Raw genomic sequence first — 23,123 nt, 5'->3', positions numbered from 1 at the left:
CCCCCTCAAATAGGTTGTCTCTTCTTAACCTTATTCGCAGGGGGGACTAGTTAGAACTATGGAGTTGTCGGCGTTTGTGTTGATTGGTCTCCGGGTTTGCCAGGAGGAGGCGCCTGTCCAGATGCTGGCGGCTGCGCTGCCCCACCTTGCCCAGTTTGCTGAGTGGAAGATGGCGGAGCCTGATTATTTCCTCCTGTCGGATTTGTAGTAGGATTCGCTCCCGGATTGTTTGGCGTGGTTGTAGCAGGCACTGTGCTGCCCTCCTGACCAGGAAGAGGGGTAGTCGGTACAGATGGTTCCGACACGGATTGCAGCGTTACCTGAAGCAGCTCTGTGCCCTGGATCACCGTTCCTGGAGGAATACTTTGCTGGATGACGAAGCCAGTTCCAGTCGACTTCATTTCGAGATTGATCAGTGAGCTGAACTCCATGACATCCCGCAATGATTTTCCTTTGAAATCAGGCATTTTCGTTCCTTTTACCCTGTCCGTTACAAGGATGATCTGTTCACCTGGAACGACCTGATCATAGGCTTCCGGATACTGTTTGACGATTTTTGTACCTGTTCCGGCTACCGTGACCGTCAAATTGTCCTGTTTTGCCCGCAATTGCGCGGCTGTTGTGGACATCCCTTCAAACTTAGGCAATGTCTTCGATGTAGCTGGTGAGGATGCCAGCGTTGCCTGCGCTTCTTTTTTCGACGAAGCCTTTTCATTCTGTTTATTCTTGACTGCCGACAGGTCAGGCTGCTGCTGCAAATATTGCAGGCTGCGTTCCATAATGGATGTAAACATAGGAGCGAGCATCATTTTACCCCAAGACGCATACCCCGCATCTGTTTGCGGATCATCAATGACGACGTAAACTAACAGCTTCGGATTGTCTTTTGGCGCGAAACCGATGAAGGAAGCGACGTAGCGTCCCTCCAGAATTTTTCCTCGCTCATACTTCTGGGCTGTTCCGGTTTTTCCTGCAACATGGTAGCCGTCAATTTTGTATGCTTTACCCGTACCCGCTTCCGCTGTAATAACCGTTTCCAAAATATCACGTGTTTGTTTCGCTGTGGCTTCACTTACTACTCGATTCCTAACTTCACGCTGCGTCCGCTCTACGACTGCCCCCGTATGGGGATCACGCAGTTCTTTTACAATTTGCGGCTTCAATAGCTCTCCACCGTTCGCGATTGCCCCTACAGCCGCCACCTGCTGAATCGCCGTGACTGTCGCGGCTTGTCCAAAGGTAGTTGCAGCCCAGTCACGCGGAGATCTTGGTTTATAAATGTTGTTCAGATTCCCTCTTTTTTCATACGGTAGCTCAATGTTGGTTAAATGCCCTATCCCGAATTTTTCGAAGTATTTTTTCAGGCCCTCCAGCTTCAACCGTTCATACCCCAACTTAGCGAACAAAACGTTACTGGATCGTTGAACCCCTTCCAAAAAAGTGATGGTTCCCCAACCGCGACCATTGTTGTGGTCACGAATCGGAATCTGCCCTTTGATCGTGTAAGCACCTGATTGATAGGTTTCATTCTGATTAAACATTTTTTCTTCAATCGCCGCCGCAAGCGTAATAATCTTAAACGTAGAGCCCGGCTCAAACATCGTGGTAACAGCATGGTTATTGTAATTCTCAATCCCATTGTAGTATGTATTTGGATTAAACTGCGAGCGGTTGCCCATAGCCAGAATCTCACCGCTTTGCGGATCAGCTACAATCACCGTCATGCCCTGTGGCTTGTACTGCTTCTCCACATTATCAAGTGCTTGTTCTACATAATCCTGTATCTGACGATCAATGGTGAGATATACATCTGAGCCGTCTTTTGCCGGAGTATACTCCCCTTCTCCGTCTGGGAGTTGGTAGCCAGCACGATCCTTTTGATAGGCAATATGTCCCTTTTGTCCAGCCAATTCTTTGTTCTTTTGCAGCTCAATTCCCATTTTCGGTTCATCATACAAATCAATATAACCGATTACATGGGAAGCGAAGGCGTTATTCGGATAAACCCGGCGAGTCGTTTCAGTCAAATAGATCCCTGGGAGCTGATTCTTTTTGAGCTTCTCACCACTTGGCAGTGTCGGGTATTGCAAACTCAGAATTCGGTCCCTTTGCGCTTCGCTGATCTTTAGCCCGTAGCGTCCCAATTCCACCACTTTATTCGGCTTGGTCAAATTACTTACCAATTCTTGAACAGGCGCATTCAAAATAGGAGCCAGCATATTCGCTGTGTAGTAAGGGTCTTTCACCACATCTTCGTCTCTCGTATCAAGTGGCTTCAGCCTTGCATTTACCGTGTATGCCTTACCATCATACGCCAAAATCTCTCCATTTCGATCATAGATCGCTCCACGCTTTGGTTTCAAAACATGTTGCCTGTCCCATTGCATTTTTGCAGTTTCCATGATAGCACTAGCTTTGACGGTCTGAAGCCAGTAGATTCGAAAGCTCAACGTCGAAAAAATCAAAATCGTACATAAGGCTACTATGAGAATTCGCCAATTTACTTTTCGTTTCCATTCCATCTCCATTCAACTCCGTCGCATCAAAGATCGCCCGCCCCCCCCAACAAAGGCTGTTGGGGAGACGAACGCAACCTAGCCGAGTCAGGAGCAGACTCTGGCCCAGCTAAGAAAAAATGTTACCGCACATAACGAGCAGTAACATTTAAGGTTTTTTGATTTGTGTTTGTGGCAGAGAACTCGCCTGTACATCTGGTTTTCCGATCGTATGTACAGCTGCTGGATTGTATACCATCCCCTGCTTCTCTGCTTCTTTTTGCAGGCGATCCCGGTTGGTCATTTGCTCAATTTGCAATTTCAACGTTGCATTTTTTTCTGCCGTCACACGGTTTTCATGTTTGGTGCTCTGGATTTCGTAATTCAACTGGGAAATTTGCGAGTAGCGGACACCCACTAGACCCAAGCCGACGACGGTTAACGAGATAAATAAGAGATACAGCAATTTTTCTCCGGTCGGAATCGTTGGCTTGATTCGAACCGTGCGCTTTGTTGTTTTCGTTACAGAGCGGGATTGTTGTTCCAACTCCATAGCTAGATTTCCTCGGTAGTAATAACTCATCGCTTCTCCCTCCCCTTTCTCGTCGTTCCCGGTCTACTGCTTCTCCGCTACCCGTAGTTTAGCTGATCGTGCACGCTTGTTTGCTTCCAATTCTTCTTCTGATGGCAAAATCGGCTTCTTTGTAATGACTTTTACTACCGCTTTATTTCCGCATGTGCAAATCGGAAAGGCTGGTGGGCACGTGCACCCTTTTGAAAAGTCTTGATAAATTTGCTTGCAGATTCTGTCCTCTAATGAATGAAACGTGATGACACTTACGCGACCTTCTGGATTCAAAACCTCAATAGCATCGACGACGGCCTCTTTGAATGCATCCAATTCATCATTGACTGCGATCCGAATTGCCTGAAAGGTACGCTTCGCCGGATGGGGTCCGGTACGGCGTGCAGCGGCAGGAATTCCTTCCTTAATCAACTCAACGAGTTCCCCTGTTGTTTTGATCGGCTGCTTCTTTCGTTGTTGAACGATTTGTCGGGCAATACGGCGGGAAAATTTCTCTTCTCCGTACAGCCAAATAATCTTGGCAATCTCTTCTTCTTCCCACTCATTGATAATGTCATAGGCGGACAATGGCGCTTGTTGGTCCATTCTCATATCCAAAGGCGCATCGGCATTGTAGCTGAAGCCGCGCTCTCCCTCGTCCAATTGCGGAGAGGATACCCCGAGGTCAAACAATATCCCGTCTACGCCAGCCAAGCCTAAATCTCTCACAATGTCTTTGATATGACGAAAGTTGCTCTTTACCAGCGTGACTCTATCCATATAGGAAGCGAGTCTTTCGCGGGCATTATCCAGCGCCCAGTCGTCCTGATCGATGGCGATAAGGCGACCGCCCTCCGTCAGCTTGGAAGCAATCAAACTGCTATGCCCAGCTCCACCGAGTGTACAGTCTACATAAATGCCTCCAGGACGAATGTTTAGCCCTGCGACAGCCTCTTCCATCAAAACCGTTACGTGATGAAACGACAATGTCGTCACTCCTGTTCTTCTCGCTGCTACAAATTAAAATCAACCAGTTTTTCGGCAATTTCTCCAAAAGAGCCTTCTGACTGGGCAAAATAATCTTCCCAGCGTTCCTTGCTCCATACCTCTACACGGTTTGACACCCCGATGATCACACATTCTTTTTGCATACCTGCATGTTCACGTAAATTGGGTGGTATGTTTACCCTTCCCTGCTTGTCCCACTCGCATTCGGTGGCACCTGAAAAGAAAAATCGTGTAAATGCGCGAGCATCTGCTTTTGTAAAGGGGAGAGACTTGAGTCTTTCCTCTAGTTGTTTCCACTCATCTTGCGGATAAGCAAACAAACATTGGTCCAGCCCGCGGGTAATAACAAAGGAAGCGCCTAGCCCTTCACGGAATTTGGCTGGGATCGTCAGGCGGCCTTTTTCGTCGATGCTGTGCTGATATTCCCCCATGAACACGCCCTGGTCCCCCACTTTCCTTTCGGCTGGCTCCACTTTCCCCCACTTTTCCCCACCTGGTACCTATTTGTTATTATAAAAAAAAATCCTGCGTTTGTAAGCAGGATTTTTTCGCATATTTTTTTGCCGGGAAAAGACGGGATTCGAGGAACTATTCGACCCAGCTTTCCAGGTAGGATTTTTGCTCATCTGTCAATTTGTCGATTCCGATGTTCAGAGCTTCCAACTTGTACTGTGCTACCATTTGATCCAACTCGAATGGTACGTTCAGCACTTTTTTGCCAATGTTTTTGTACTGTTCATTGACATAAGCCAAGGATACCGCTTGCAGAGCAAAGGTCATATCCATGATTTCAGCCGGATGTCCGTCGCCAGCAGCCAAGTTCACGAGGCGGCCTTCTGCGAGCAGATACACTTTTCGACCATCAGTCAAGACAAACTCTTCAATATCTTTACGCACAATACGGGAAGATGTCGACATGGCATTCAGATCGACCTTGTTTACTTCGACATCGAAGTGACCCGCGTTGGACAAGATTGCGCCATCTTTCATCACAGCAAAATGCTCTTTGCTGATGATATCGCGGTTACCTGTTACTGTTACGAAGTAGTCACCATGCTTCGCAGCTTCAAGCATTGGCATTACTTCAAATCCATCCATGTAAGCTTCTACCGCTTTGATTGGGTCGATTTCGGTTACGATGACTTTTGCGCCCAAACCTTTTGCACGCATCGCTACACCTTTACCGCACCAGCCATAGCCAGCTACCACTACAGTTTTACCAGCCACTACGAGATTTGTTGTACGGTTGATACCATCCCATACGGATTGACCAGTACCATAGCGGTTATCGAACAAGTATTTGCAGAATGCATCGTTTACAGCAACCATCGGGAACTCCAGCTTGCCTTCTTTCTCCAACGCTTTCAGACGCAGAATACCTGTTGTCGTTTCTTCTGCACCACCGCGCACTTGAGACAACAGATCACGACGCTCACTGTGCAAAATAGTGATCAGGTCGCCACCGTCGTCAATGATCAGGTCAGGACGAGTTTCCAGTGTTTTGATCAGGTGCTCTTTGTATTCAGCAGGATCTGGGTTGTATTTCGCAAATACGCGGATACCGTCTTCCACCAATGCTGCGCAGATGTCATCTTGCGTGGACAATGGGTTGGAACCCGTAATGGTTACTTCAGCGCCACCAGCTTGAACTACTTTTGCCAGATAAGCCGTTTTTGCTTCCAAGTGCAAGGAGATCGCAACTTTCAGGCCTGCAAAAGGCTGCTCTTTTTCAAAGCGCTCGCGAATGCGGTTTAAGACAGGCATGTGTTCTTTTACCCAATCAATTTTCAGATGGCCGTTGTGCGCCAACGACATATCTTTTACGATGCTTTCAGACACTGTGTTCATGTATGGATGGACCTCCTTTTATCTCATAAAGCAACCTTCTCTATCATATCATACGCACGTTCAACCATCACCTGTTTTTCCTATTATCGGCAGTTTACGGTAGTTTACGGCACTGCGGTTTCTACCGTAAGTAGCTCCAAAAAGCGCAGCAAAGCTTGTGGCATCCCTTTCTTTTTATTGGAAATCAACTGCTGGAATACTCGGATATTCAGATAGGAAAAGGTAGGTATAACCAGTGTACCATTTTTCACTTCTACTTGTACGCAAATTTTCGGAAGTAACTGTTTAATCGCTTCCAAGTTTTGAATTTGGGTCGTCACACTCGACTGCGCGTAGCCTAAAATTTCTGCTGCACGAGTAAACGCAAGCCCCCGCTTCCTCTACTTCTCTCGTCTGTAGGTTAGGGCTGTATCCCGTTATCTCTGACACAAAAAAAGCTGGGGTCACCTTCCAGCCTTCTTTTCTTATTCATCTTTTCCAATCAGTCGAAACGTTTTGCCATCGCTCGAGGAAAGGTAAAACGTGCGATCGACGCTTCCACCCAAATCTCCTGCGTAATATTGAACTGTCATTCTGTATTTATTCATCCCGATTTTTGCAAAGTACATCAGCTCATTAAACTGCGGAAACCGGACATAATCATACACTTCATATTGCATAAACGAAAAATGCTCGCGTAAAAACGATTCACTGACAGGCAGATTGTTTTTCTTTACATACGCAACCAAGTCATCAAAGCGACGAATCTTTTGCTTTTCCATCACGTCACCTACAAAGGACGAGACAGCTTGTGTCATTGCCTTTTTCTCGCTCTCCGATACATTGCCAGGATATAGCTCGCTGATTTTTGTTTCCAAACGATTTAACAGGACGACTGCCTGTGCTCTGTTGATTTTGTCATCAGGACGAAAGCTTCCATCTGGAAAGCCAGCCAAAATCCCCATTTTGTAGGCAGGGTAGACCGTCATCACCTGTGTTTCATTTTCGACCGAAAGATCCGTGAAAAACTTCGCAGTCGTTCCCCGATATTTTTCCCCTTCTGATTGATGCCCGATGGCTGCTAGCAAGGCTCTTGCCGCTTCCAACCGCGTTATGCTATCCGTCGGTTTCCCGGATGGCATGATACCCGCTGAAGACAAATGGTGATAGGTTTTTTCCGACCAACGTCCCGCAGCAGCCTGCAAGTAGGTCTCTTTGATAGAGCTGTCAGGCTCATGACCTGTGAAAGAAGGTATGACGCGTTCAATCAGGGATAAAAACTGTTCTTGCGTCACCGTTTGCTCTGGCTTAAAGGTTCCTTCGGGAAATCCTTTGATCAATCCTTTTTTGGTAGCAATCCCTATTTCCTTTGCTGCCCAATGTCCATTTGTGTCGATAAATGCAGGTGAATGGGCCACGTATTCTTCTCGTGCGTCGGCCGTTTTCATTCCTGCGGTTGCGATACCCGTCAATAAAACCGACAAGCTAACAACTAGTAGAGTGGCTTTTTTCCCGATTTGTTGTAATGTAATCTGCATCCCGAGTACCACCTTTCCCAAAACAATCCATTACTACTAAGACGCAGAATTTGTCGGAAAAGTTTCGGCATAATCTGAAGAAAAGTTTTCCACTTGCTTAAACAACAAAAAAATAGCCGGGCCCACTTCTAGGACGATCCGACTATTTTGCGCTGTATTTTACAGGTAATAAAGTTGATGAGTACCATCATGCGCGAATGGCGCATCTACTAATCGGTCAATTAAACCAAGGCCATATTTATTTGCAAACGGGAAAAACGAATGCTTTCTTTCTTGCAGTCCACCTTCAGGCAACAAAGCGGTCTCAATTCGTTGGACGCGCACGTGCTCCACATCATCCTTTTGCTGTAGCGAACGAATCAGACGCTCTTCCAAAAAGGAGACTTGCTCCAACAGCAGCTTACTATTTTTCTCAGCCAGACCACGCAATCCGCCATCGAGAGAAACGACCTCCTCTACCAGCGGACGATAGATTGACATGATCGACTCCCGTGCCGATGCGAATTGCTGCTCCAACGGATGTGGCGCCTGCTTTTTGGACCACTCGGTTTTCCATGTGGTAAAGTCAGTCAAGACTCGTTCAACAGACAGCCCCAAGCTATCCAGCAGTCGCTGTTGAGCACCTTCCACAAGAGTAATGGACATACGAGGCAATACGATCGGCATCTGCATCCCGAATAGCTCGAATACCTCCCGATAAAACGCCCAATAAGCAATCTCACCCGGACCTCCAATGAAGGCAAGCGTAGGAAACAGATGCTCCTGCATCAACCCACGGGTAACGACATTTGTGCTAAAACGCTCCGGGGAATCCGCTACCTGCTTGAGCAATTCATCGCGACTGTACGAACGTCTCCGATTGATAAAGCGCTCCCCGTGACGTTCCAACAGCAAACGAGCATCGCCCTCATAGACGAACAGATTGGCTTGATGCTCTTCCACTTGCAATTGAAGTGGATAGCCAGCGGTTGAAATCCGATCCGCTGCCCGTAGCAATACCTTTGCCATTTGCTCATTGTTTTCGATGATCTGTGAAAAGATGGGTTGCTGCAGTTCACGAACAAACGGCAACGAGGATTCAACCAGAATAAGACCGTGCTTGCCAAACAATTTTGCCATCAAGCGGGCAAACCACTCTGCGACTGTACGCGAATCTGCTGCGGCCTGCGTCAGCAACTCACGAATCTGTTTGGTGTCAGCAGTCTCTGTCTGCCCCTGGAAAAACCTTTCCAGGAACTGCGCACACAGTTCAGGGTCCAAGGGTAGCGCACTTGCCGATTGGCGACCCTTTTTGTTCAGAGCCAGTCGCTCTTTATGCAGGCGCTTCCCATCGTCTGCTCCCCAGTACACATGATCGATCTCATCGATGTCATGATCTTCGCCAGCAATCCAAAACACCGGAATGACGTTCGCCTGAAGCTCGGCAGACAGCCTCTTCGCTGCCTGGATCAGATGAACAGCTTTGTTGACCGTATAGAGTGGTCCACCCAGAACTCCTGCTTGCTGACCGCCGATGACCACATATGTGTCTGGCTGTTTGAGCAACTCGATATTTTTCAGTGCTTCAGGGTGAGTACCCATCTCTTTATTAAAACGATATAACCCTTCCACAAGCTGGTTCCGGTGAGGATAGGATTGACTTTGAAGCCATTCCACGCGTTGTCGGTAGGACTGTTCACGGTAGGGATTATGCACAAAAAACTGTAATGCAGAGGCATTTTGCTGCTGGTACTCCTGTGCCAGCGGATTCGCCAATGGAAGCGCGAGACATTCAACATTCATGCTAGCTCACCTTTCTTAGGGCCATGGTCAACCAAAATTATAACATGCTCCACAGCCACAAAAAACAAGACAACCCGCTTAAATGGGTTGTCAAAGTGTAATACAGGCTCTTTTGCGCTTACATTAAAATTGCGGAGGGGTGACGGACCAGATTAACAAGGCCTCCGTTTCTCCTGTATTTTCGATTGAGTGTGTTTTACTACTGTCAAATGAAATACTGTCTCCTGCTTCCAATACATGCTCTTCATCGTTGAAGCGTGCTGTTACACTGCCGCTAATGACCGTGAAGCACTCTTCTCCCTCTGACTGCACGAACTTATCGACAGCCATTTCTCCAGGCATCAGTCGCACTTCCAGCATCCCCAGCTTGGCACTACCTCCCATCGAGAGCAGCGAATAAGTGCCCGTCGATTCAGGAAAGACCAGTTGTCTGCGTTTTTGCAAGCGAGTCACATGCACCTGCTTTTGATCAATATCTTCGAAAAAATGAATGATGGGTGACTCCAGAGCTTTGGTGATTTTCCACAGCGAATCAAGAGACGGCTGCGAAATTCCACGCTCTACTTGGCTCAGCAAACCTTTGCTTAACCCTGTCTTGCCTGCCATAATTTCCAAGGTAAAGCCGCGTTCTTTCCGAATCATTCGAATCTTATGCCCGATGGTCTCGATGGGAAGTCGCATAGTTCCAACCTTCTTTCTTATCGGAATAAATACGATATGTATAACCAGTGCTTTACACGACACCCATCGTTTTGATAATTCCGGTCGTAAACAGCACTATGTAGACGATTCCAAACCAGAGAAACGACAATCGCCAGGCTGAAAATCCTACCTTTTTGAGGGAGAGCCGCCCCTTCCACTTCATCTGTACCCACCCAAGGAGCATAATTACCACCAAATAAAAGCAGAATACCCACCACCAAGCGGAAAATGCCTCGGGCCAGATCAGTTCGTAAGCGGAAACGGCAGAGCGAATCACCAAAAGATTCGTGATATTTATCGCGAAGCGGCCTGCCAATTTCTTGTTCCGCGTCATTCCATACAAGATGAAATAAACGAGCGGAAACCCGAGAAACGGCACAACCGTCAGCGTCCCCCACAAATAGGCCCAGACATTCACCAAAAAGGTCATCTACTGTCGCCTCCCTCCTTCCGTATTCCCATGTCTGACTTCAAAAGGATAACGCGAAGCAAGGTTTCGTGCAGCGGAGTCGGAATCCCGGCCTTTTTTCCTACTTGGACGAGATATCCGTTGATAGATTGCACTTCCGTTGGTCTGCGCTTCTTTATATCCTGCAGCATGGAGGAAAGATTACGGGAAGTATTTCGGCAAATGGAGACAATTTCCTGCAAGTCTGCATCCTCGATTTTTTGGCCGGCATACGCAGCCACTGTAGCTGCTTCCACAAATAGATCGCGCATGAGCTGTTGTGTATGTGAATTTTCGAGGAGAGCACCATTTGGGATTTCAAAAAGCGCGGTTAACGGATTGATCAGCGCATTTGCGATGAGCTTGCGCCAAGCGAAGGGCTGTATTGCCTTTTCATAGACAGCCTCCATGCCTGTTGATATTGCCCACTCAACAAATGTGCGAATCAGTGGATCATTGCAATCAGAAGTCTCCCAAGAGCCTACGCGCAAAGTACCTGTACCGGTATGCACGACTTCTGTAGGCGACAATCTCCTTGCTCCTTCCGTATGAATCGCAAAGAAGCATTGTGTCTCCGTTAAAACGGTTCGAAGCAATTCGTAATGACCCATGCCATTTTGCAAAGCGATTACTCTTGCCTTAAGCTCTACCCCTTGTAAAGCTGGAAGCACACTATGCAAATCTGGCTGCTTTACAGTTAACAGATACAGATTCCCTTCAGGCAATCCTTCTTCAATGGGACGAGCAGCGACGGGAACAGTGACTGTCTCGCCATTCAGCTTTTGAAAGCTGAGCCCGCGCTCATTTAGCTGATTTGCCTGGAGTGAACTGCGTGTAACAATCGTGACAGGTTGTCCAGAAAGTGCGAGCCTCGCTGCATACAGCAGCCCGACAGACCCGCCACCTACAACTACCACCTGACACGTCATTGGTTCTAGCAGCATTTGTTCACCCACATTAATCAATGCTTATTTTTCAAGAATAACAGAGTTTTCGGGATTGTTCAATTGATTGTCACAAAAAAGATCTAATTATCGAAATATTCCTAGGCTCTTACACGTTTTTTGTACAAAAATAGGCTATCGCCTTTTGACGACAGCCTGAACCCTGATTTACACGGGATAAACAGCATGCTTTCTGTCCGAAAAAACGTGACGCTTTTCCTTGTAAACCTCGTAGCGCTGGATTAATTCTCGTCTTAGTTCGCTTGGAGGCACAACAGCATCTACAATCAAGTTTGATGCCAGTAAGTACAGATCGATGTCTTCCTGATATTCTCTGCGTTTTTCTTGAATAAACGCTTGACGCTCTGTAGGGTCCTCAATCGCCTGAATTTTGTTACTGTAGACAGCATTAACTGCTGCTTCTGGTCCCATCACGGCGATTTGGGCACCGGGCAGTGCGAGGCAAGCATCTGGTTCAAACGCAGAGCTGGCCATTGCATACAAACCGGCACCATACGCTTTGCGTACAATGACGGATATTTTCGGTACCGTGGCTTCCGCCATGGCGGAGATCATTTTTGCCCCGTGTCTGATAATGCCTGCCCGCTCTACGGCTGTCCCGATCATAAACCCAGGAACATCCGCCAAGAACAGGAGTGGGATCGAAAACGCATCGCACAACGTGATGAATCGAGCCGCCTTGTCAGCCGAATCGACAAACAGGACTCCTCCCTTCACACGCGGTTGGTTGGCGATGATTCCGACAGGCTTGCCATCCAGACGCGCCAATCCGGTAATCAGCTCTTGGGCAAATAGCTTTTTGATTTCAAAGAACGAATCCTCGTCGACCAATGCTGTAATGACATCATGCATATTGAAAGCTGCATTTTGGTTCTCCGGTACGATGCTCGTGATTTCCTTCGCTGTAGACACAGGGGCTTTCGCCAGTGCAGTCGGTGGCGTCAACGTATAGTTCGCCGGGAAGAAACGAAGATAGCTGCGTGCAGCTTGAATCGCTTCTTCTTCATCGGCAGCCAGTACGTCACCGCATCCGCTGACCGAGCAATGCATCCGTGCGCCGCCCAACTCTTCCAAGCTCACTTTTTCACCAATCACCATTTCCGCCATACGCGGAGAGCCCAAGTACATGCTCGCGTTTTTGTCGACCATGATGACAATGTCACAAAAAGCTGGGATATAAGCGCCACCAGCCGCAGAAGGTCCAAACAAAATGCACACTTGTGGAATTTTGCCGGAAAGCTTCACTTGGTTATAAAAGATTCGCCCAGCACCCCGTCGGCCTGGGAACATCTCCAATTGGTCAGTGATACGCGCTCCTGCTGAATCGACGAGATAAAGAAGAGGAACACGCATTTTTTCAGCTGTCTCTTGAATGCGAATTATTTTCTCGACGGTCCGCGATCCCCAAGACCCCGCTTTCACTGTCGAATCATTGGCCATCACGCAGACCGTTTGACCATTCACCTTGCCAATTGCGGTGACAACTCCATCCGCCGGCAGATCGCCTGCCATGACATTCGCGAACAGCCCATCCTCGACCATGAACTCGTCATCGAACAATAGCTTGAGGCGATCGCGGACGAACAGCTTGTTTTGCTCCTTGAGCTTGTCATGATACTTGGCATCGCCCCCTTGCACTACTTCGGCGATTTTTTCGTGCAATGTATCTTCCAAATGTTTGGTCATCAGCGTAATCCCCCTCGTCACTCTCCGCGGTATATCGGTTTTCGTTTTTCTTGAAAAGCTGCGAGTCCTTCTAGGCGGTCCTTCGTGGGGACGAGCAGCTTGTATGCGTTGCTTTCAATTTGAAGTCCACTAGCTAACTCGACCTCTACTCCACAATCGATGGCAAACTTGGCTTGGGCTAGGGCAAGTGGAGCATTCATTGAAATTTGCTCAGCCAAAGAAATGGCTGTCTCCATGAGTTGATCAGCGGGAACAATCCGATTGATCAACCCGATGGACAGTGCCTCCTGGGGAAATACACGCCTTGCCGTAAAAATCAGATCCTTGGCGACGCCTTTTCCAACCAGTCGAGGTAAACGCTGTGTTCCGCCGGCACCAGGGATGATCCCGAGCGAGGTCTCCGTTAATCCCATCTGGGCCTGTTCACTCATGATTCGCAGATCGCACGCCAGCGCCAATTCTGTACCGCCCCCCAGCGCCAGTCCGTTAATCGCCGCGATGACTGGTTTCGGTAGCTTTTCCAGCTCCGTGAACGTATCTCGAATCGTTTGGATATAGACATCGACCTGTTGTGGTGACATGGAGCGCCGCTCTCTCAAATCCGCGCCAGAGGAAAACGCCTTGTCACCAGCACCTGTCACAATGACCGTCCGGATATCACGATCATGGCTGATTTCACTAATCAAGCCACGCAGTGTCACAAGTGTTTCAAGATTGAGGCAGTTAAAAACTTCTGGCCGTTGCAGCGTTAGCACGCCGATTGCGCCCTCTCTTTGCAGGGAAACCGTCATCTTTTATCCCCTCTTTGCGAATGTGTGGAAAATACAGATCATCCCGCTGGTTTGCTTGCGAGCGATGCCCGCAGCACTTTTGAGGGGAGCTCTTTGCCCAACTGCTGCCCAATATACGCCCCCGCCTCAATCAATTTCTCGAGATCGACGCCCGTTTCATAGCCCATTCCATGCAACATGTAGACCAAATCTTCAGTCGAAATGTTGCCGGCAGCTCCTGGCGCATACGGGCATCCGCCGAGGCCACCAATTGAGCTGTCAAAGATGCGGATTCCTTCCTCTAGCGCTGCTGCTACGTTCGCCAATCCCGTTCCTCTCGTATCATGGAAATGGGCGGCTAAGCGCTCGTTCGTAACATCTTTCACAAGTTCTCCAAAGACCTCATGAACCTGCTTCGGTGTTGCAACCCCGATCGTATCCCCGAGAGAAATCTCGTACACTCCCATTTCCAACAGAGCCTCTGTCACCCTGCGGCTATTGTCCAGCGGAACGTTTCCCTCGTACGGACAACCGAATACCGTTGAGATATATCCGCGAACTTTCATCCCGAGAGCCAGCGCTTCCTGGGCAACCTCTCGCAGGATCGGATACGTGTCTTCTATCCGTTTATTGATATTTTTTTGATTATGCGTTTGAGAAGCAGACATAAACAGGGCAATCTCTGTCAGTCCGCATTGGCGCGCCCGCTCCAGACCGCGAATATTTGGAACCAATGCACTGAGCGTTACCTCTTGGCTGCGATTGATTCCCTGCAAGACCTCATCTGCATCCGCCAGTTGCGGTATCCATTTCGGATTCACAAACGAACTTGCTTCTATCCGCTTCAAGCCTGCTTCTATCAGCTTATGAATCAGCGCGATTTTTGCTGCTGCCGGAACGATCCCGCTCTCATTTTGCAGCCCGTCACGAGGACCGACCTCCACGATTTGCACACGCACAACAAATCCCCCCTCACCTAGCGGCCGCTCAGTTTAGAGATATTCTAATCTTATTCCAAAACGACGATGATATCGCCATCGTTGACAAAATCGCCAATATTCGCTTTTACTTCCACAACCTTGCCTGAGGCTTGAGCCTGTACAGGAACTTCCATTTTCATCGATTCCAGTACAAGAACGTCTTGTCCTTCAGTGATCTCGTCACCTGGCTGCACCAGGACATTAATAACAGTTCCTGCCATATTGGCTGCTACTTGTTTCATGGATGGTCCTCTCCCTTACCTATTATGGATATTAGCGTTTTTCGTTACTTGACGCAGCTCCGCGCTCAGTAACAAACCATGTCGTATAGTTACCTGCCAGGAATTGTTCGTCCTGTAATACTTCCTTCAAAAACGGAATGTTCGTTTTAATGCCAGTAATCAGAAAATGATCCATAGCCTTCTGCGCCTGGTACACAGCCTCTTCTCTTGTCGCTGCCGATACAATGACCTTTGCAATCATCGGGTCGTAAAAAGGAGTCACCTGTGTACCTGTCTCTACCCCATCATCAATTCGAACATCTTCAAATGCAGGTGGCTGGTACAACGTAATCGTCCCTGGCGATGGCAGGAAGGTGACAGGGTCTTCCGCATAGACGCGCAGCTCAATTGCGTGGCGCAGAGCCTTGACGTCCTCTTGCTTGATCGACAACGGGTGACCATCGGCAATGTCCAGTTGGAGCGACACGAGGTCAATGCCTGTCATTTCTTCCGTCACGGGATGCTCCACTTGCAAGCGTGTATTCATTTCCAAGAAGTAAAAGTTTTTCTGTTCATCTACGATAAATTCAACTGTTCCAACACCCGAGTAGCCCACTGCTTTCGCCGCTGTTACCGCTGCATCGCACAGTAGCTCTCTTGTTGCTGTGTCCAAAAAGGGAGAAGGGCTTTCCTCGAGCACCTTTTGATGTCTGCGCTGTATGGAGCATTCCCGTTCTAATAAGTGAATGACGTTTCCGTGCTGATCGGCGACGACCTGCACTTCGATGTGGTGCGGGCGTTCCACGTATTTCTCCAAGTACATCGCATCGTTACCAAAATACGCTTTTGCACGACCTTTCGCCGATTGGTAGGCTTGACGCAGCTCTGCCTCATCTCGACAAATGTGCATCCCGATTCCTCCGCCGCCAGCACTAGCCTTTAGCATTACGGGATATCCAATGGACATCGCGATGACAGCTGCTTCATCTGGAGAATCGATAGCCTGCTCGCACCCTGGAACGACTGGCACTCCCGCAGCTTCCATAATACGGCGGGCAGTCAGCTTGTCGCCCATTTGACCGATGACCTCAGGGGTAGGCCCAATGAATAGAAGACCTTCTTCCAGAACGCGGCGGGCAAAGGCTTCGTTTTCTGACAAAAGACCGTAGCCTGGATGAATAGCATCGGCACCGGTGCTTTTCGCTGCTGCAAGAATGGCCTCTACGTTCAGGTAACTGTGTGGAACGGGCGGTGGACCAATATGGACGGACTCATCTGCTTCACGTACAAACGGCAGATCCTTGTCTGCATCCGAATAGACAGCAACCGTAGCCACTCCTCTTGCCTTGCATGTACGAATAATTCGTCTGGCAATCTCACCACGGTTTGCGATTAATACCTTGTTCATGGCAACGCTCCCCTCTTTGACAAACCGACCACAACCGTAAGCGCTTCCAAATTGTTTGCCTGGTTTGTATCATGTGATGCTACTTTCTATTTTGCCACGAGAATGATCATAGTTCTAGGATGAAATTTAAAATTTTTCCAAGGAAGCAAAATCAATTCCTGCCAATCCCTCCATATAAAAAAGAAAAACACTTCGGAAAAGCCAATCATCGTGTATAATAAAGGGGCGTGGCCGAAAGGTGGCCAAGGCAAAGAGCTGTGAGAGGAGTGGCTAACCATGTTTGAAGTAAGACGTTTGCAAATCAACTATAAGACACTGGAGGAATTCCAGAAGTTTCGCGAATTTGGCCTGGAGGAGCTTTCTATGAAGGAAGACCTGGAGGCGAACATCGTGGAAAACGATTCGGAATCTCCATTTTACGGTATTTATGACAACGATCTTCTGGTAGCACGTATGAGCCTCTACAAAATTGACGGGAAATATGACCGTTACTTCCAACCAGAGCAAGACTATTATGAGCTGTGGAAGCTCGAGGTCCTGCCCGACTACCGTCACAAAGATTACGGAACTGCTTTGGTTAACCACGCGAAGAGCTTTGGAGCTCCTATTAAAACCAACTCCCGCTGTCGCGCAGACGATTTTTGGTTGAAAATGGGCTTCACACCTGTGAAATACAACCTCATGCGTGATCGTGGTGAAAACCCGTACGTATGGTTGCCAGAGAGCGTAGAGCTGCAAGACTAGCTCCCTATTACCAACGTGAACGACAGATGAATGCGTAAACAAAAAGAAGCGGATCAATCACCGCTTCTTTTTTCATGCCTTGCGCTTATTTTTCCACGCGCTCTAAATTTCCATTTTCATCCATTTTGAAGATCGCTTTATTGGAATCCTCTTCCTGTAAAAAAGCAAGCTTGCGTGCACGTTCCATGATCTGTACTAACGCACGGTAGTCATCATTGACACCCTGAACCTGATCCAGCTCTTTTCTAGCGCGTTCGTGGGCTTCTTTCAATTCTTTTAACTCCAACTCTTTTCCTTCCAACTCTTGTTCCAATTGTCGCAAGCGACGAGTCATTTCTTTTTGATTGACGAGCATGCGAATGACTGTTTCAATCTGCTGCTCCTCTACATCCGCGTACCTTTGTACCTCTGCTACTGGTGTTTCTGAGCGTTTTGTGTGCAACGTGACGACCTCGACCTCAGGCACCACAGGAGGCGGTGCTTGAATCCTCCCGAGCTTTTTCAATTGCTGCCTTTGGCTTTTCGCAATCGAAATGGCCGCATCGTACCTTTTGCGCACGCAACTGTTCCAGCGGAAGCCGCACGCAGCTGCTGTCCTTCCCAACCTTTGACCCACTTCTTCAAATGCAGCAAGCTGTGTGCCGCCTTCGCGTATGTGGCGCAAGGTGACTTCCGCCAACACTAGATCGTCATCTTCGGTCCATGCGTCTTGTCTGGAAGCTACCATATGAGTCCCTCCCGTTACCTTTAAAAAGGATGATGTAATTCATCCTATGCTTTTCCCTACTCTTGTAGAATCGCTTTCTACTAGAAAAAGTATGTCCAAGCAAATAAATGTTTAAACGAAAAGGACTGCATCGATCAGGACGTTGGGCGCTTTGTCAGGAAGCTTTCCACTACGGCGACGTGTTCAGAGCTACCCCATAGATGCGCACATTGACTCACTTCGCGCCTGATTCGTTCATCTTGCGGAAGTCCCAAACGCTTCCACTTCAGGATCTGCATGTACGCCTCAATGCCAGCTAGCGGCTGGGCAGCAATTTTTCGAGCGAAGCGATATACTTCCTCATGCAGCTTCTCTTCTGTGTATACCTCGTCAACAAAACCGTAGGACTTGGCTTCCTCTGCACACAATCTGTCACCAGTCAGCAAGAGAGCGAGTGCTTTTGACTCTGGCAGCAAGTCCAACAGCCGACTTCCTCCACCCCAGCCAGTCGTAATATGCATGCTGATTTGTACAAATCCGAAGGTCGCCCGGTCACTGGCAAAACGAAAATGACACGCGCCCGCAAACTCACAGCCACCTCCGACCGCTGCACCGTTAATCATGGCAATCACCGGTTTGGGAAACTGATCCACAGTCGATAAAAGCCCTGTCACTTTACTGAGCAAAGGATACGCCTGTTCAAAGCCGCGCGCTGCAATAAACTGATTCAAATCGCCGCCGGAAACAAAGCTTCTACCCGTCCCCGTCACAATCAGAACCTTCACCTTAGGATCGGCTTGGCAATCTTGCAAGACCTGATGTAGTTCGTCAACCAGCTCCACGCTGATGGCATTATGTACATGCGGCCGATTTAATGTGATTGTGGCGATACCGCCCTGTTTTTGCAAAAGCAAGGTCTCCATCAAAACTCCCACCTTTATATCAACTTGTGGCTTTATTTTACCTTTCGATGGACAAACAAAAAAGAGGAGGTCTTTCCCCCCTCTTCATTAGGACAACAGATTTTTCATGGCGGAAGAATTGAATCCGACGATCAGGTTTTCACCGTCAGTCAGGATCGGACGCTTCAAAAGCTGCGGCTCTTCGCTAAGCATTTCGAGCAGCTCCTTCACCGACATATCATTAATATCGACATCCAGGTTTTTAAAACGCTGACTTCTCGTCGACAAGATTTCATCCAAGCCATTTGAAGTCATTTTAATAATAGTAAGCAGTTCTTCTGCTGTCGGTGGATTTTTGAACAAGTGACGCTCTTCGTAATTCACTCCGTTTTCTGCCAACCATGCCTTCGCTTTGCGACAGGATGTACAGCTCGGATAAGTGAAAAACGTTAATTTTTGTGTTTGTGTACGTTCAGCAACGGCCATTGGTTACCCCTCCATCTTAACTATCACGAATGATTTCATCTATAAAAGTCTTACCATTTGCAGTTCTTGATGTTTCGTTTAAGCTCTTACAAAATGTTAGTTGATAAAATTTCTTTCCTTACTTTGGATTTTACTGCTTCATTAACACTATGTCAATAGTAGTTAATTTAAAAACTAGATGAAAATTCGTGTGATATGCTGTTGTAGCACACTGCTACCTTAACAAGTAACACAAAATGGGATACACTTATGAAGATTGTTCAAAAAGTCGTCTTTTGATCACGAAGGAGCCCTGAAAGCTTGGGCAACATCGAAAGAGGCGTTCACCTTCAAAGTCCGGTGCTCATGTAGGTCCCCTACACTCCGCTCCTCCTTTTTCAGGTTCTCACCTCTTTCTCGGTGCTGAAAAGACGACTTTTTGAATTTGATCTTATGGAGATTGTTTTGAGAAAGGGGTATCGGCATGGACCACGATGCGCAAAAGTTAACCAGTGCTTTAGCTGACCCCACCCGTTTTTCCATTTACCAATTTGTCGCCTACAGTAAAGATCCTATCACGGTTCAGGATATAGCTGATCACTTCTCTATCCACCCTAATGTGGCACGCTTGCACTTGACGAAGTTAGAGGACGTGAATTTACTCACTGCTGTTACAGACAAAAGTGGTAAGGGAGGACGTCCCAGTCGGTTGTACTCACTGTCTGAACAGGTTGTGAGTCTGCAATTCCCACCTCGTGACTATCAGCTGTTGGCCGATATCGCGATTGAAAGTCTGCTCTCGCTCGGCGAAGCTGGCGAAGCCGCTCTAATTAAAATGGGACATCGCATTGGAACAGAGATGGCAAAACGGGCGGTTGTCCAAAGCGGAATCAATTTAGAAGTAGCCTCTATGGAAGAAAAATTGGACCTGGTCCATCGGATTGTCGTGGCTCAGGGATTGAAACCAGACATCGAAGCAATGGAAGAAGGAACGCTACGTTTTCGCGTAAATAATTGCACCTTCTCCGACAGCGCAAAAAAATATCCGAATGCCGTATGCCAGATGCACAACGCTCTGTTGATGGGAATATTCGAAACGTACTTGGGGAACATTGAATTACGTGAGGATGATTCCAAAATTCGCGGGTGCCAGTCCTGCAACTATACGGTGATTCAGTATTAGCACGGAAAGTCCAGTCTCTCCTCCCTGGGTGACAATAATCCGTCATACCTTTATCGTTTACACGTGTTCGCCTGTCCTATATAATGGGGGAGGAATCTTGTAAATCTTACCGATCGAGGCAAAAAAGGGGGGACAAAAATGGATCGTATGTATCGCGTTCTAGGTTTCTGGACCATTGTGATCGCGTTGATGGCCTTTTGGGGAGAATTGTACCCGATGGCGCTCATCTTCTTCAGTTTGACTGCTTTCTTCGTAGCGCTGAGCTACATGAATCTGACTGAACGAGTATACTTAAACATTTTCTTCGGCTTCATGTTCCTGTCTTTTGTTGGATTCACGTATTACACGTTCTTCGTAATGCCTGTTGGCCCACAAGAACACGCTTTGCTCCAATTGATAATGTAAGAAAAAAGATGCTCGCCATGAGCATCTTTTTTTTGTGTTCTCTTCTTCTTTTACTCCCGGGTGCCTTTTCCTTGGACCATGACCCAAAATCGCCCACCCAAGCCTGCAGGATCGATCAACTGCTGAATAGCACGATTCCGTTTCATCGCAACGCTCGTGAAAGGGTCTGTATCCATATGGGCGACGGCTTTATGAAGCAAGCCATTCCGCATCAAAAACCGATCCTGTCTCATATAGTCTATTTCCCGTAAACCAGCCTTTTCTCCATACTGCTTCCACGCAGAAAAATTCACATGTGTCGTCAAGTCTTGTTGGCCAATGTTGATATACGGATTCATATGAGCCTGATGACGATGATAGCACATCAGTGTTCCGTTTTTTCGACTGGGATGGTAGAGCTCCTCTTGTAGGTCACCGTAATCAATCGTGATGACGAATCCTTTTTTCAATAGGCAGGAAACTTCTTGTGCGGCTTGCTCCATCGCCAAATTTATCTCGATCCGCATGCCGATTGGCAGCTTCAAGTTCAGCCCACGCAAATATTCTCCTAGCGCTGGTGTCATCTCCCCCAGGCCCTCTTCCAACCCGCCCGCTCCAACACGCACCCACACTTCCTGCCAGCCTGAACTGGTTTTCTCTACAATATGTACCGGAAATGCGTCCAGCCACTCATTCGAAAAAATAACCCCTTCTATTTTTTCATGCTTGGCAGCTTCATTCACGGAAGAATACCAACGCTTCGGACCCTCGTGCCACTGGAGCGCCTCCTGCTGCATTTTCCGGTGATACGGACTCGCCTCTATCAAAATGACCGTCACCTCTTTGTATACCTCTGGCTTGCACGCACGGATGCGCTCCAGCATGTGACGGCAAACAGTTCCGGTTCCACCACCAATCTCCACGAGAACAGGCGAAGTGATATCCGCCTCCTCCCATAATGCCAAGACAGCATCTGCGATTGTTTCCGCAAAGACGGGATGTACCGATGCACTCGTATAAAAGTCTCCCGCTTTGCCTACTTTGGGTTGTTCGACCATATAATAGCCATGCGTGTCATGGTAGAGGGCCAACTCCATAAAGCGCGCGAACGTAATCGCTTTTTCTGGTTGGCTTTCTATTTCCTCGCGTATCAGTTCGTTCATTGTCATAAGCTCTTCTCCTGCTATCCAAATTCAACTAGATAAGGCTATAATACGAAAAGAAGCATACAATATGGAAAGGCAAAAGCAAAAGGTGAAATCATGCGCAAATTTCTACTCGTCTTATTCCTACTTGTATGTCCACTAACGGTGTTCGCCCAGGAAGAGCCCGCTACTCCTTTGGAGCAGCTCATCCTGCAGCAGCATTTTACTCAAAAAGAGCTGGAGCGAACCCTCACCTTACTTAAGGAAGAAGAGATGCGGACATACGGAGAAATCGCTCAAATGGATCTCGACTTACAACGGCAAAAGCTGGTGATGGAAGCGACACAACGTCGTGCCGGTGAGGTAGCGCGGGCCTATTACATGGGCGAGCGTACCAATCTTCTGACGTTACTATTAAATGCGGAAAATTTCAATCAGTTCTTATTGATGTACGACTTCTACGAGATCTTGTACGAGCGTGACATGTCTCGACTAGAGTCCTATCATACTGAGCGCACCAAGCTCACCGCGATGCAAACCGACAAAAAGAATCGATTGGAACAACTTCAAGTGCTGCGAAAAAAATACGAGCTTCAACTGTCAGAGATGCTCGCCGTTGCCGCTGAAAAAGAAAAGAATGTACAAAAACTGGATGACCCGACCGTTGTGGAATCCATGATGAATCACTTGATTTTAGACTGGGAAAAACGTGGTTTGCCCGCTTTCCAGACCTTCTTCGGAATGCTCGCGAAGGTCATGGTTCAAGTTCCCGAGTTGGCGACGCCGGATCGAATTCAATCGGAAGGTCTCCTCAAGCATACGTTAACGATCAACCAGACTGACTTCAACAATTTTTTGATAGAGAAAGACGCCTTGTTTAAACAATCCCATTTCTCCTTTGAGGATAACAAGCTGACCGTGGAAGGTACGTATGATCAGATGGAGCTCAAGCTCGTTGGTAATTATGAGCTCGTCTCTCCTACCCAGCTCAAATTCCACATTTCCGAGCTGTACTTTGACGGCTTTGCCTTGCCTCAATCGACCGTGGAGGAAATGGAAGAAGCGTACGATCTCGGATTTTATCCGGAGCTGATCTCCCCCAACATCCAAGTGCAGGGCATCACGCTGATGGACGAGGAATTAAAGCTCCAACTCCAATTTAATCTACCATTTGGATTCGGAAAGAAGTAAAGCCAGCT

Annotated in this window: 23 protein-coding genes and 1 pseudogene; 4 read left to right on the top strand and 20 right to left on the bottom strand. The window is 47.9% G+C overall.

The window, feature by feature from the left end:
* Positions 1–56: 56 nt before the first annotated feature.
* From E8L90_RS04105 to E8L90_RS04025, 16 genes and pseudogenes are all read right to left on the bottom strand, one after another.
* Positions 57–2,522, bottom strand: a complete 2,466-nt coding sequence (locus tag E8L90_RS04105; RefSeq protein ID WP_137028108.1) for a penicillin-binding transpeptidase domain-containing protein — start codon at positions 2,520–2,522, stop codon at positions 57–59.
* A 142-nt stretch (positions 2,523–2,664) separates the two neighbouring features.
* Complete coding sequence (gene ftsL2 / locus E8L90_RS04100) at positions 2,665–3,078, bottom strand: cell division protein FtsL (protein WP_137028107.1); 414 nt, start codon at positions 3,076–3,078, stop codon at positions 2,665–2,667.
* Between the two features lie 33 nt (positions 3,079–3,111).
* Positions 3,112–4,056: a 16S rRNA (cytosine(1402)-N(4))-methyltransferase RsmH gene (gene rsmH, locus E8L90_RS04095; protein ID WP_137028106.1), complete on the bottom strand. Its 945-nt coding sequence runs from the start codon at positions 4,054–4,056 to the stop codon at positions 3,112–3,114.
* Between the two features lie 17 nt (positions 4,057–4,073).
* A complete protein-coding gene (gene mraZ, locus E8L90_RS04090) occupies positions 4,074–4,505 on the bottom strand; it encodes a division/cell wall cluster transcriptional repressor MraZ (RefSeq protein ID WP_017249567.1) in 432 nt (143 codons plus the stop codon).
* Between the two features lie 151 nt (positions 4,506–4,656).
* Positions 4,657–5,916, bottom strand: a complete 1,260-nt coding sequence (locus E8L90_RS04085; RefSeq protein WP_137028105.1) for an adenosylhomocysteinase — start codon at positions 5,914–5,916, stop codon at positions 4,657–4,659.
* Between the two features lie 290 nt (positions 5,917–6,206).
* Positions 6,207–6,281: pseudogene (locus E8L90_RS31300) on the bottom strand (LysR family transcriptional regulator); the annotation flags it as partial.
* A 99-nt stretch (positions 6,282–6,380) separates the two neighbouring features.
* Positions 6,381–7,433 (bottom strand): S-layer homology domain-containing protein, encoded by a 1,053-nt coding sequence (locus E8L90_RS04070; RefSeq protein WP_137028104.1) that lies wholly within the window; start codon positions 7,431–7,433, stop codon positions 6,381–6,383.
* Positions 7,434–7,592: 159 nt separating this feature from the next.
* Positions 7,593–9,215 (bottom strand): bacillithiol biosynthesis cysteine-adding enzyme BshC, encoded by a 1,623-nt coding sequence (gene bshC / locus E8L90_RS04065; RefSeq protein WP_137028103.1) that lies wholly within the window; start codon positions 9,213–9,215, stop codon positions 7,593–7,595.
* 123 nt (positions 9,216–9,338) lie between these two features.
* Entirely contained in the window at positions 9,339–9,896 is a 558-nt protein-coding gene (locus tag E8L90_RS04060) for a helix-turn-helix domain-containing protein (protein WP_106840057.1), read from the bottom strand.
* Positions 9,897–9,948: 52 nt separating this feature from the next.
* On the bottom strand, positions 9,949–10,347 hold the full coding sequence (locus E8L90_RS04055) for a DUF3397 domain-containing protein (protein WP_137028102.1): 399 nt from the start codon (positions 10,345–10,347) through the stop codon (positions 9,949–9,951).
* Entirely contained in the window at positions 10,344–11,309 is a 966-nt protein-coding gene (locus tag E8L90_RS04050) for a ketopantoate reductase family protein (RefSeq protein ID WP_137028101.1), read from the bottom strand. Before E8L90_RS04050 ends, E8L90_RS04055 begins: the two co-directional genes overlap by 4 nt.
* Before the next feature lie 168 nt (positions 11,310–11,477).
* On the bottom strand, positions 11,478–13,016 hold the full coding sequence (locus E8L90_RS04045) for an acyl-CoA carboxylase subunit beta (protein WP_137028100.1): 1,539 nt from the start codon (positions 13,014–13,016) through the stop codon (positions 11,478–11,480).
* 17 nt (positions 13,017–13,033) lie between these two features.
* Positions 13,034–13,807, bottom strand: coding sequence for an enoyl-CoA hydratase-related protein (locus E8L90_RS04040; RefSeq protein ID WP_137028099.1), 774 nt, complete (start codon positions 13,805–13,807; stop codon positions 13,034–13,036).
* 38 nt (positions 13,808–13,845) lie between these two features.
* Positions 13,846–14,745, bottom strand: a complete 900-nt coding sequence (locus E8L90_RS04035) for a hydroxymethylglutaryl-CoA lyase (RefSeq protein WP_137028098.1) — start codon at positions 14,743–14,745, stop codon at positions 13,846–13,848.
* Between the two features lie 50 nt (positions 14,746–14,795).
* Positions 14,796–15,008, bottom strand: a complete 213-nt coding sequence (locus E8L90_RS04030) for a biotin/lipoyl-containing protein (protein ID WP_048033767.1) — start codon at positions 15,006–15,008, stop codon at positions 14,796–14,798.
* Between the two features lie 31 nt (positions 15,009–15,039).
* The gene (locus tag E8L90_RS04025; protein WP_137028097.1) at positions 15,040–16,395 is read right to left on the bottom strand and encodes an acetyl-CoA carboxylase biotin carboxylase subunit; all 1,356 of its coding nucleotides are present in this window, start codon (positions 16,393–16,395) and stop codon (positions 15,040–15,042) included.
* A 276-nt stretch (positions 16,396–16,671) separates the two neighbouring features.
* Here E8L90_RS04025 and E8L90_RS04020 point away from each other — a divergent pair, with 276 nt between their 5' ends.
* Positions 16,672–17,139 (top strand): N-acetyltransferase, encoded by a 468-nt coding sequence (locus E8L90_RS04020; RefSeq protein WP_137028096.1) that lies wholly within the window; start codon positions 16,672–16,674, stop codon positions 17,137–17,139.
* 85 nt (positions 17,140–17,224) lie between these two features.
* Here the strand turns inward: E8L90_RS04020 and E8L90_RS04015 are convergent, their stop codons facing one another.
* The 3 genes from E8L90_RS04015 to E8L90_RS04005 form a co-directional block, all read right to left on the bottom strand.
* On the bottom strand, positions 17,225–17,866 hold the full coding sequence (locus E8L90_RS04015; RefSeq protein ID WP_137028095.1) for an RsfA family transcriptional regulator: 642 nt from the start codon (positions 17,864–17,866) through the stop codon (positions 17,225–17,227).
* A 134-nt stretch (positions 17,867–18,000) separates the two neighbouring features.
* Positions 18,001–18,768, bottom strand: a complete 768-nt coding sequence (locus tag E8L90_RS04010) for an enoyl-CoA hydratase/isomerase family protein (RefSeq protein ID WP_137028094.1) — start codon at positions 18,766–18,768, stop codon at positions 18,001–18,003.
* An 87-nt stretch (positions 18,769–18,855) separates the two neighbouring features.
* Entirely contained in the window at positions 18,856–19,233 is a 378-nt protein-coding gene (locus E8L90_RS04005; RefSeq protein ID WP_137028093.1) for a Spx/MgsR family RNA polymerase-binding regulatory protein, read from the bottom strand.
* A gap of 463 nt (positions 19,234–19,696) precedes the next feature.
* On the opposite strand from E8L90_RS04005, the gene E8L90_RS03995 reads away from it, so the two are divergent.
* Together E8L90_RS03995 and E8L90_RS03990 are read left to right on the top strand one after the other, a co-directional pair.
* Complete coding sequence (locus E8L90_RS03995) at positions 19,697–20,395, top strand: helix-turn-helix transcriptional regulator (RefSeq protein WP_137028092.1); 699 nt, start codon at positions 19,697–19,699, stop codon at positions 20,393–20,395.
* A gap of 138 nt (positions 20,396–20,533) precedes the next feature.
* Positions 20,534–20,800 (top strand): DUF2626 domain-containing protein, encoded by a 267-nt coding sequence (locus tag E8L90_RS03990; RefSeq protein WP_015892123.1) that lies wholly within the window; start codon positions 20,534–20,536, stop codon positions 20,798–20,800.
* Positions 20,801–20,850: 50 nt separating this feature from the next.
* On the opposite strand, the gene E8L90_RS03985 is transcribed toward E8L90_RS03990, so the two are convergent.
* Positions 20,851–21,948 (bottom strand): class I SAM-dependent methyltransferase, encoded by a 1,098-nt coding sequence (locus E8L90_RS03985; protein WP_137028091.1) that lies wholly within the window; start codon positions 21,946–21,948, stop codon positions 20,851–20,853.
* Between the two features lie 93 nt (positions 21,949–22,041).
* Here E8L90_RS03985 and E8L90_RS03980 point away from each other — a divergent pair, with 93 nt between their 5' ends.
* Positions 22,042–23,115 (top strand): hypothetical protein, encoded by a 1,074-nt coding sequence (locus E8L90_RS03980; RefSeq protein ID WP_137028090.1) that lies wholly within the window; start codon positions 22,042–22,044, stop codon positions 23,113–23,115.
* Positions 23,116–23,123: the final 8 nt, after the last annotated feature.

The organism is Brevibacillus antibioticus, from assembly GCF_005217615.1.
Lineage (GTDB): Bacteria > Bacillota > Bacilli > Brevibacillales > Brevibacillaceae > Brevibacillus > Brevibacillus antibioticus.
Note: the sequence above shows the minus strand (reverse complement) of the source record. Positions and strands in the feature narration are given on the sequence as shown.

Bases quoted from the DNA above. Each gene is read 5' to 3' on its own strand.
- E8L90_RS04105 (WP_137028108.1), bottom strand. From the start codon at position 2,522: ATGGAATGGAAACGAAAAGTAAATTGGCGAATTCTCATAGTAGCCTTA.
- ftsL2 (WP_137028107.1), bottom strand. From the start codon at position 3,078: ATGAGTTATTACTACCGAGGAAATCTAGCTATGGAGTTGGAACAACAA.
- E8L90_RS04085 (WP_137028105.1), bottom strand. From the start codon at position 5,916: ATGAACACAGTGTCTGAAAGCATCGTAAAAGATATGTCGTTGGCGCAC.
- E8L90_RS04070 (WP_137028104.1), bottom strand. From the start codon at position 7,433: ATGCAGATTACATTACAACAAATCGGGAAAAAAGCCACTCTACTAGTT.
- bshC (WP_137028103.1), bottom strand. From the start codon at position 9,215: ATGAATGTTGAATGTCTCGCGCTTCCATTGGCGAATCCGCTGGCACAG.
- E8L90_RS04060 (WP_106840057.1), bottom strand. From the start codon at position 9,896: ATGCGACTTCCCATCGAGACCATCGGGCATAAGATTCGAATGATTCGG.
- E8L90_RS04055 (WP_137028102.1), bottom strand. From the start codon at position 10,347: ATGACCTTTTTGGTGAATGTCTGGGCCTATTTGTGGGGGACGCTGACG.
- E8L90_RS04050 (WP_137028101.1), bottom strand. From the start codon at position 11,309: ATGCTGCTAGAACCAATGACGTGTCAGGTGGTAGTTGTAGGTGGCGGG.
- E8L90_RS04045 (WP_137028100.1), bottom strand. From the start codon at position 13,016: ATGACCAAACATTTGGAAGATACATTGCACGAAAAAATCGCCGAAGTA.
- E8L90_RS04040 (WP_137028099.1), bottom strand. From the start codon at position 13,807: ATGACGGTTTCCCTGCAAAGAGAGGGCGCAATCGGCGTGCTAACGCTG.
- E8L90_RS04030 (WP_048033767.1), bottom strand. From the start codon at position 15,008: ATGAAACAAGTAGCAGCCAATATGGCAGGAACTGTTATTAATGTCCTG.
- E8L90_RS04025 (WP_137028097.1), bottom strand. From the start codon at position 16,395: ATGAACAAGGTATTAATCGCAAACCGTGGTGAGATTGCCAGACGAATT.
- E8L90_RS04020 (WP_137028096.1), top strand. From the start codon at position 16,672: ATGTTTGAAGTAAGACGTTTGCAAATCAACTATAAGACACTGGAGGAA.
- E8L90_RS04015 (WP_137028095.1), bottom strand. From the start codon at position 17,866: ATGGTAGCTTCCAGACAAGACGCATGGACCGAAGATGACGATCTAGTG.
- E8L90_RS04010 (WP_137028094.1), bottom strand. From the start codon at position 18,768: ATGGAGACCTTGCTTTTGCAAAAACAGGGCGGTATCGCCACAATCACA.
- E8L90_RS04005 (WP_137028093.1), bottom strand. From the start codon at position 19,233: ATGGCCGTTGCTGAACGTACACAAACACAAAAATTAACGTTTTTCACT.
- E8L90_RS03995 (WP_137028092.1), top strand. From the start codon at position 19,697: ATGGACCACGATGCGCAAAAGTTAACCAGTGCTTTAGCTGACCCCACC.
- E8L90_RS03990 (WP_015892123.1), top strand. From the start codon at position 20,534: ATGGATCGTATGTATCGCGTTCTAGGTTTCTGGACCATTGTGATCGCG.
- E8L90_RS03985 (WP_137028091.1), bottom strand. From the start codon at position 21,948: ATGACAATGAACGAACTGATACGCGAGGAAATAGAAAGCCAACCAGAA.
- E8L90_RS03980 (WP_137028090.1), top strand. From the start codon at position 22,042: ATGCGCAAATTTCTACTCGTCTTATTCCTACTTGTATGTCCACTAACG.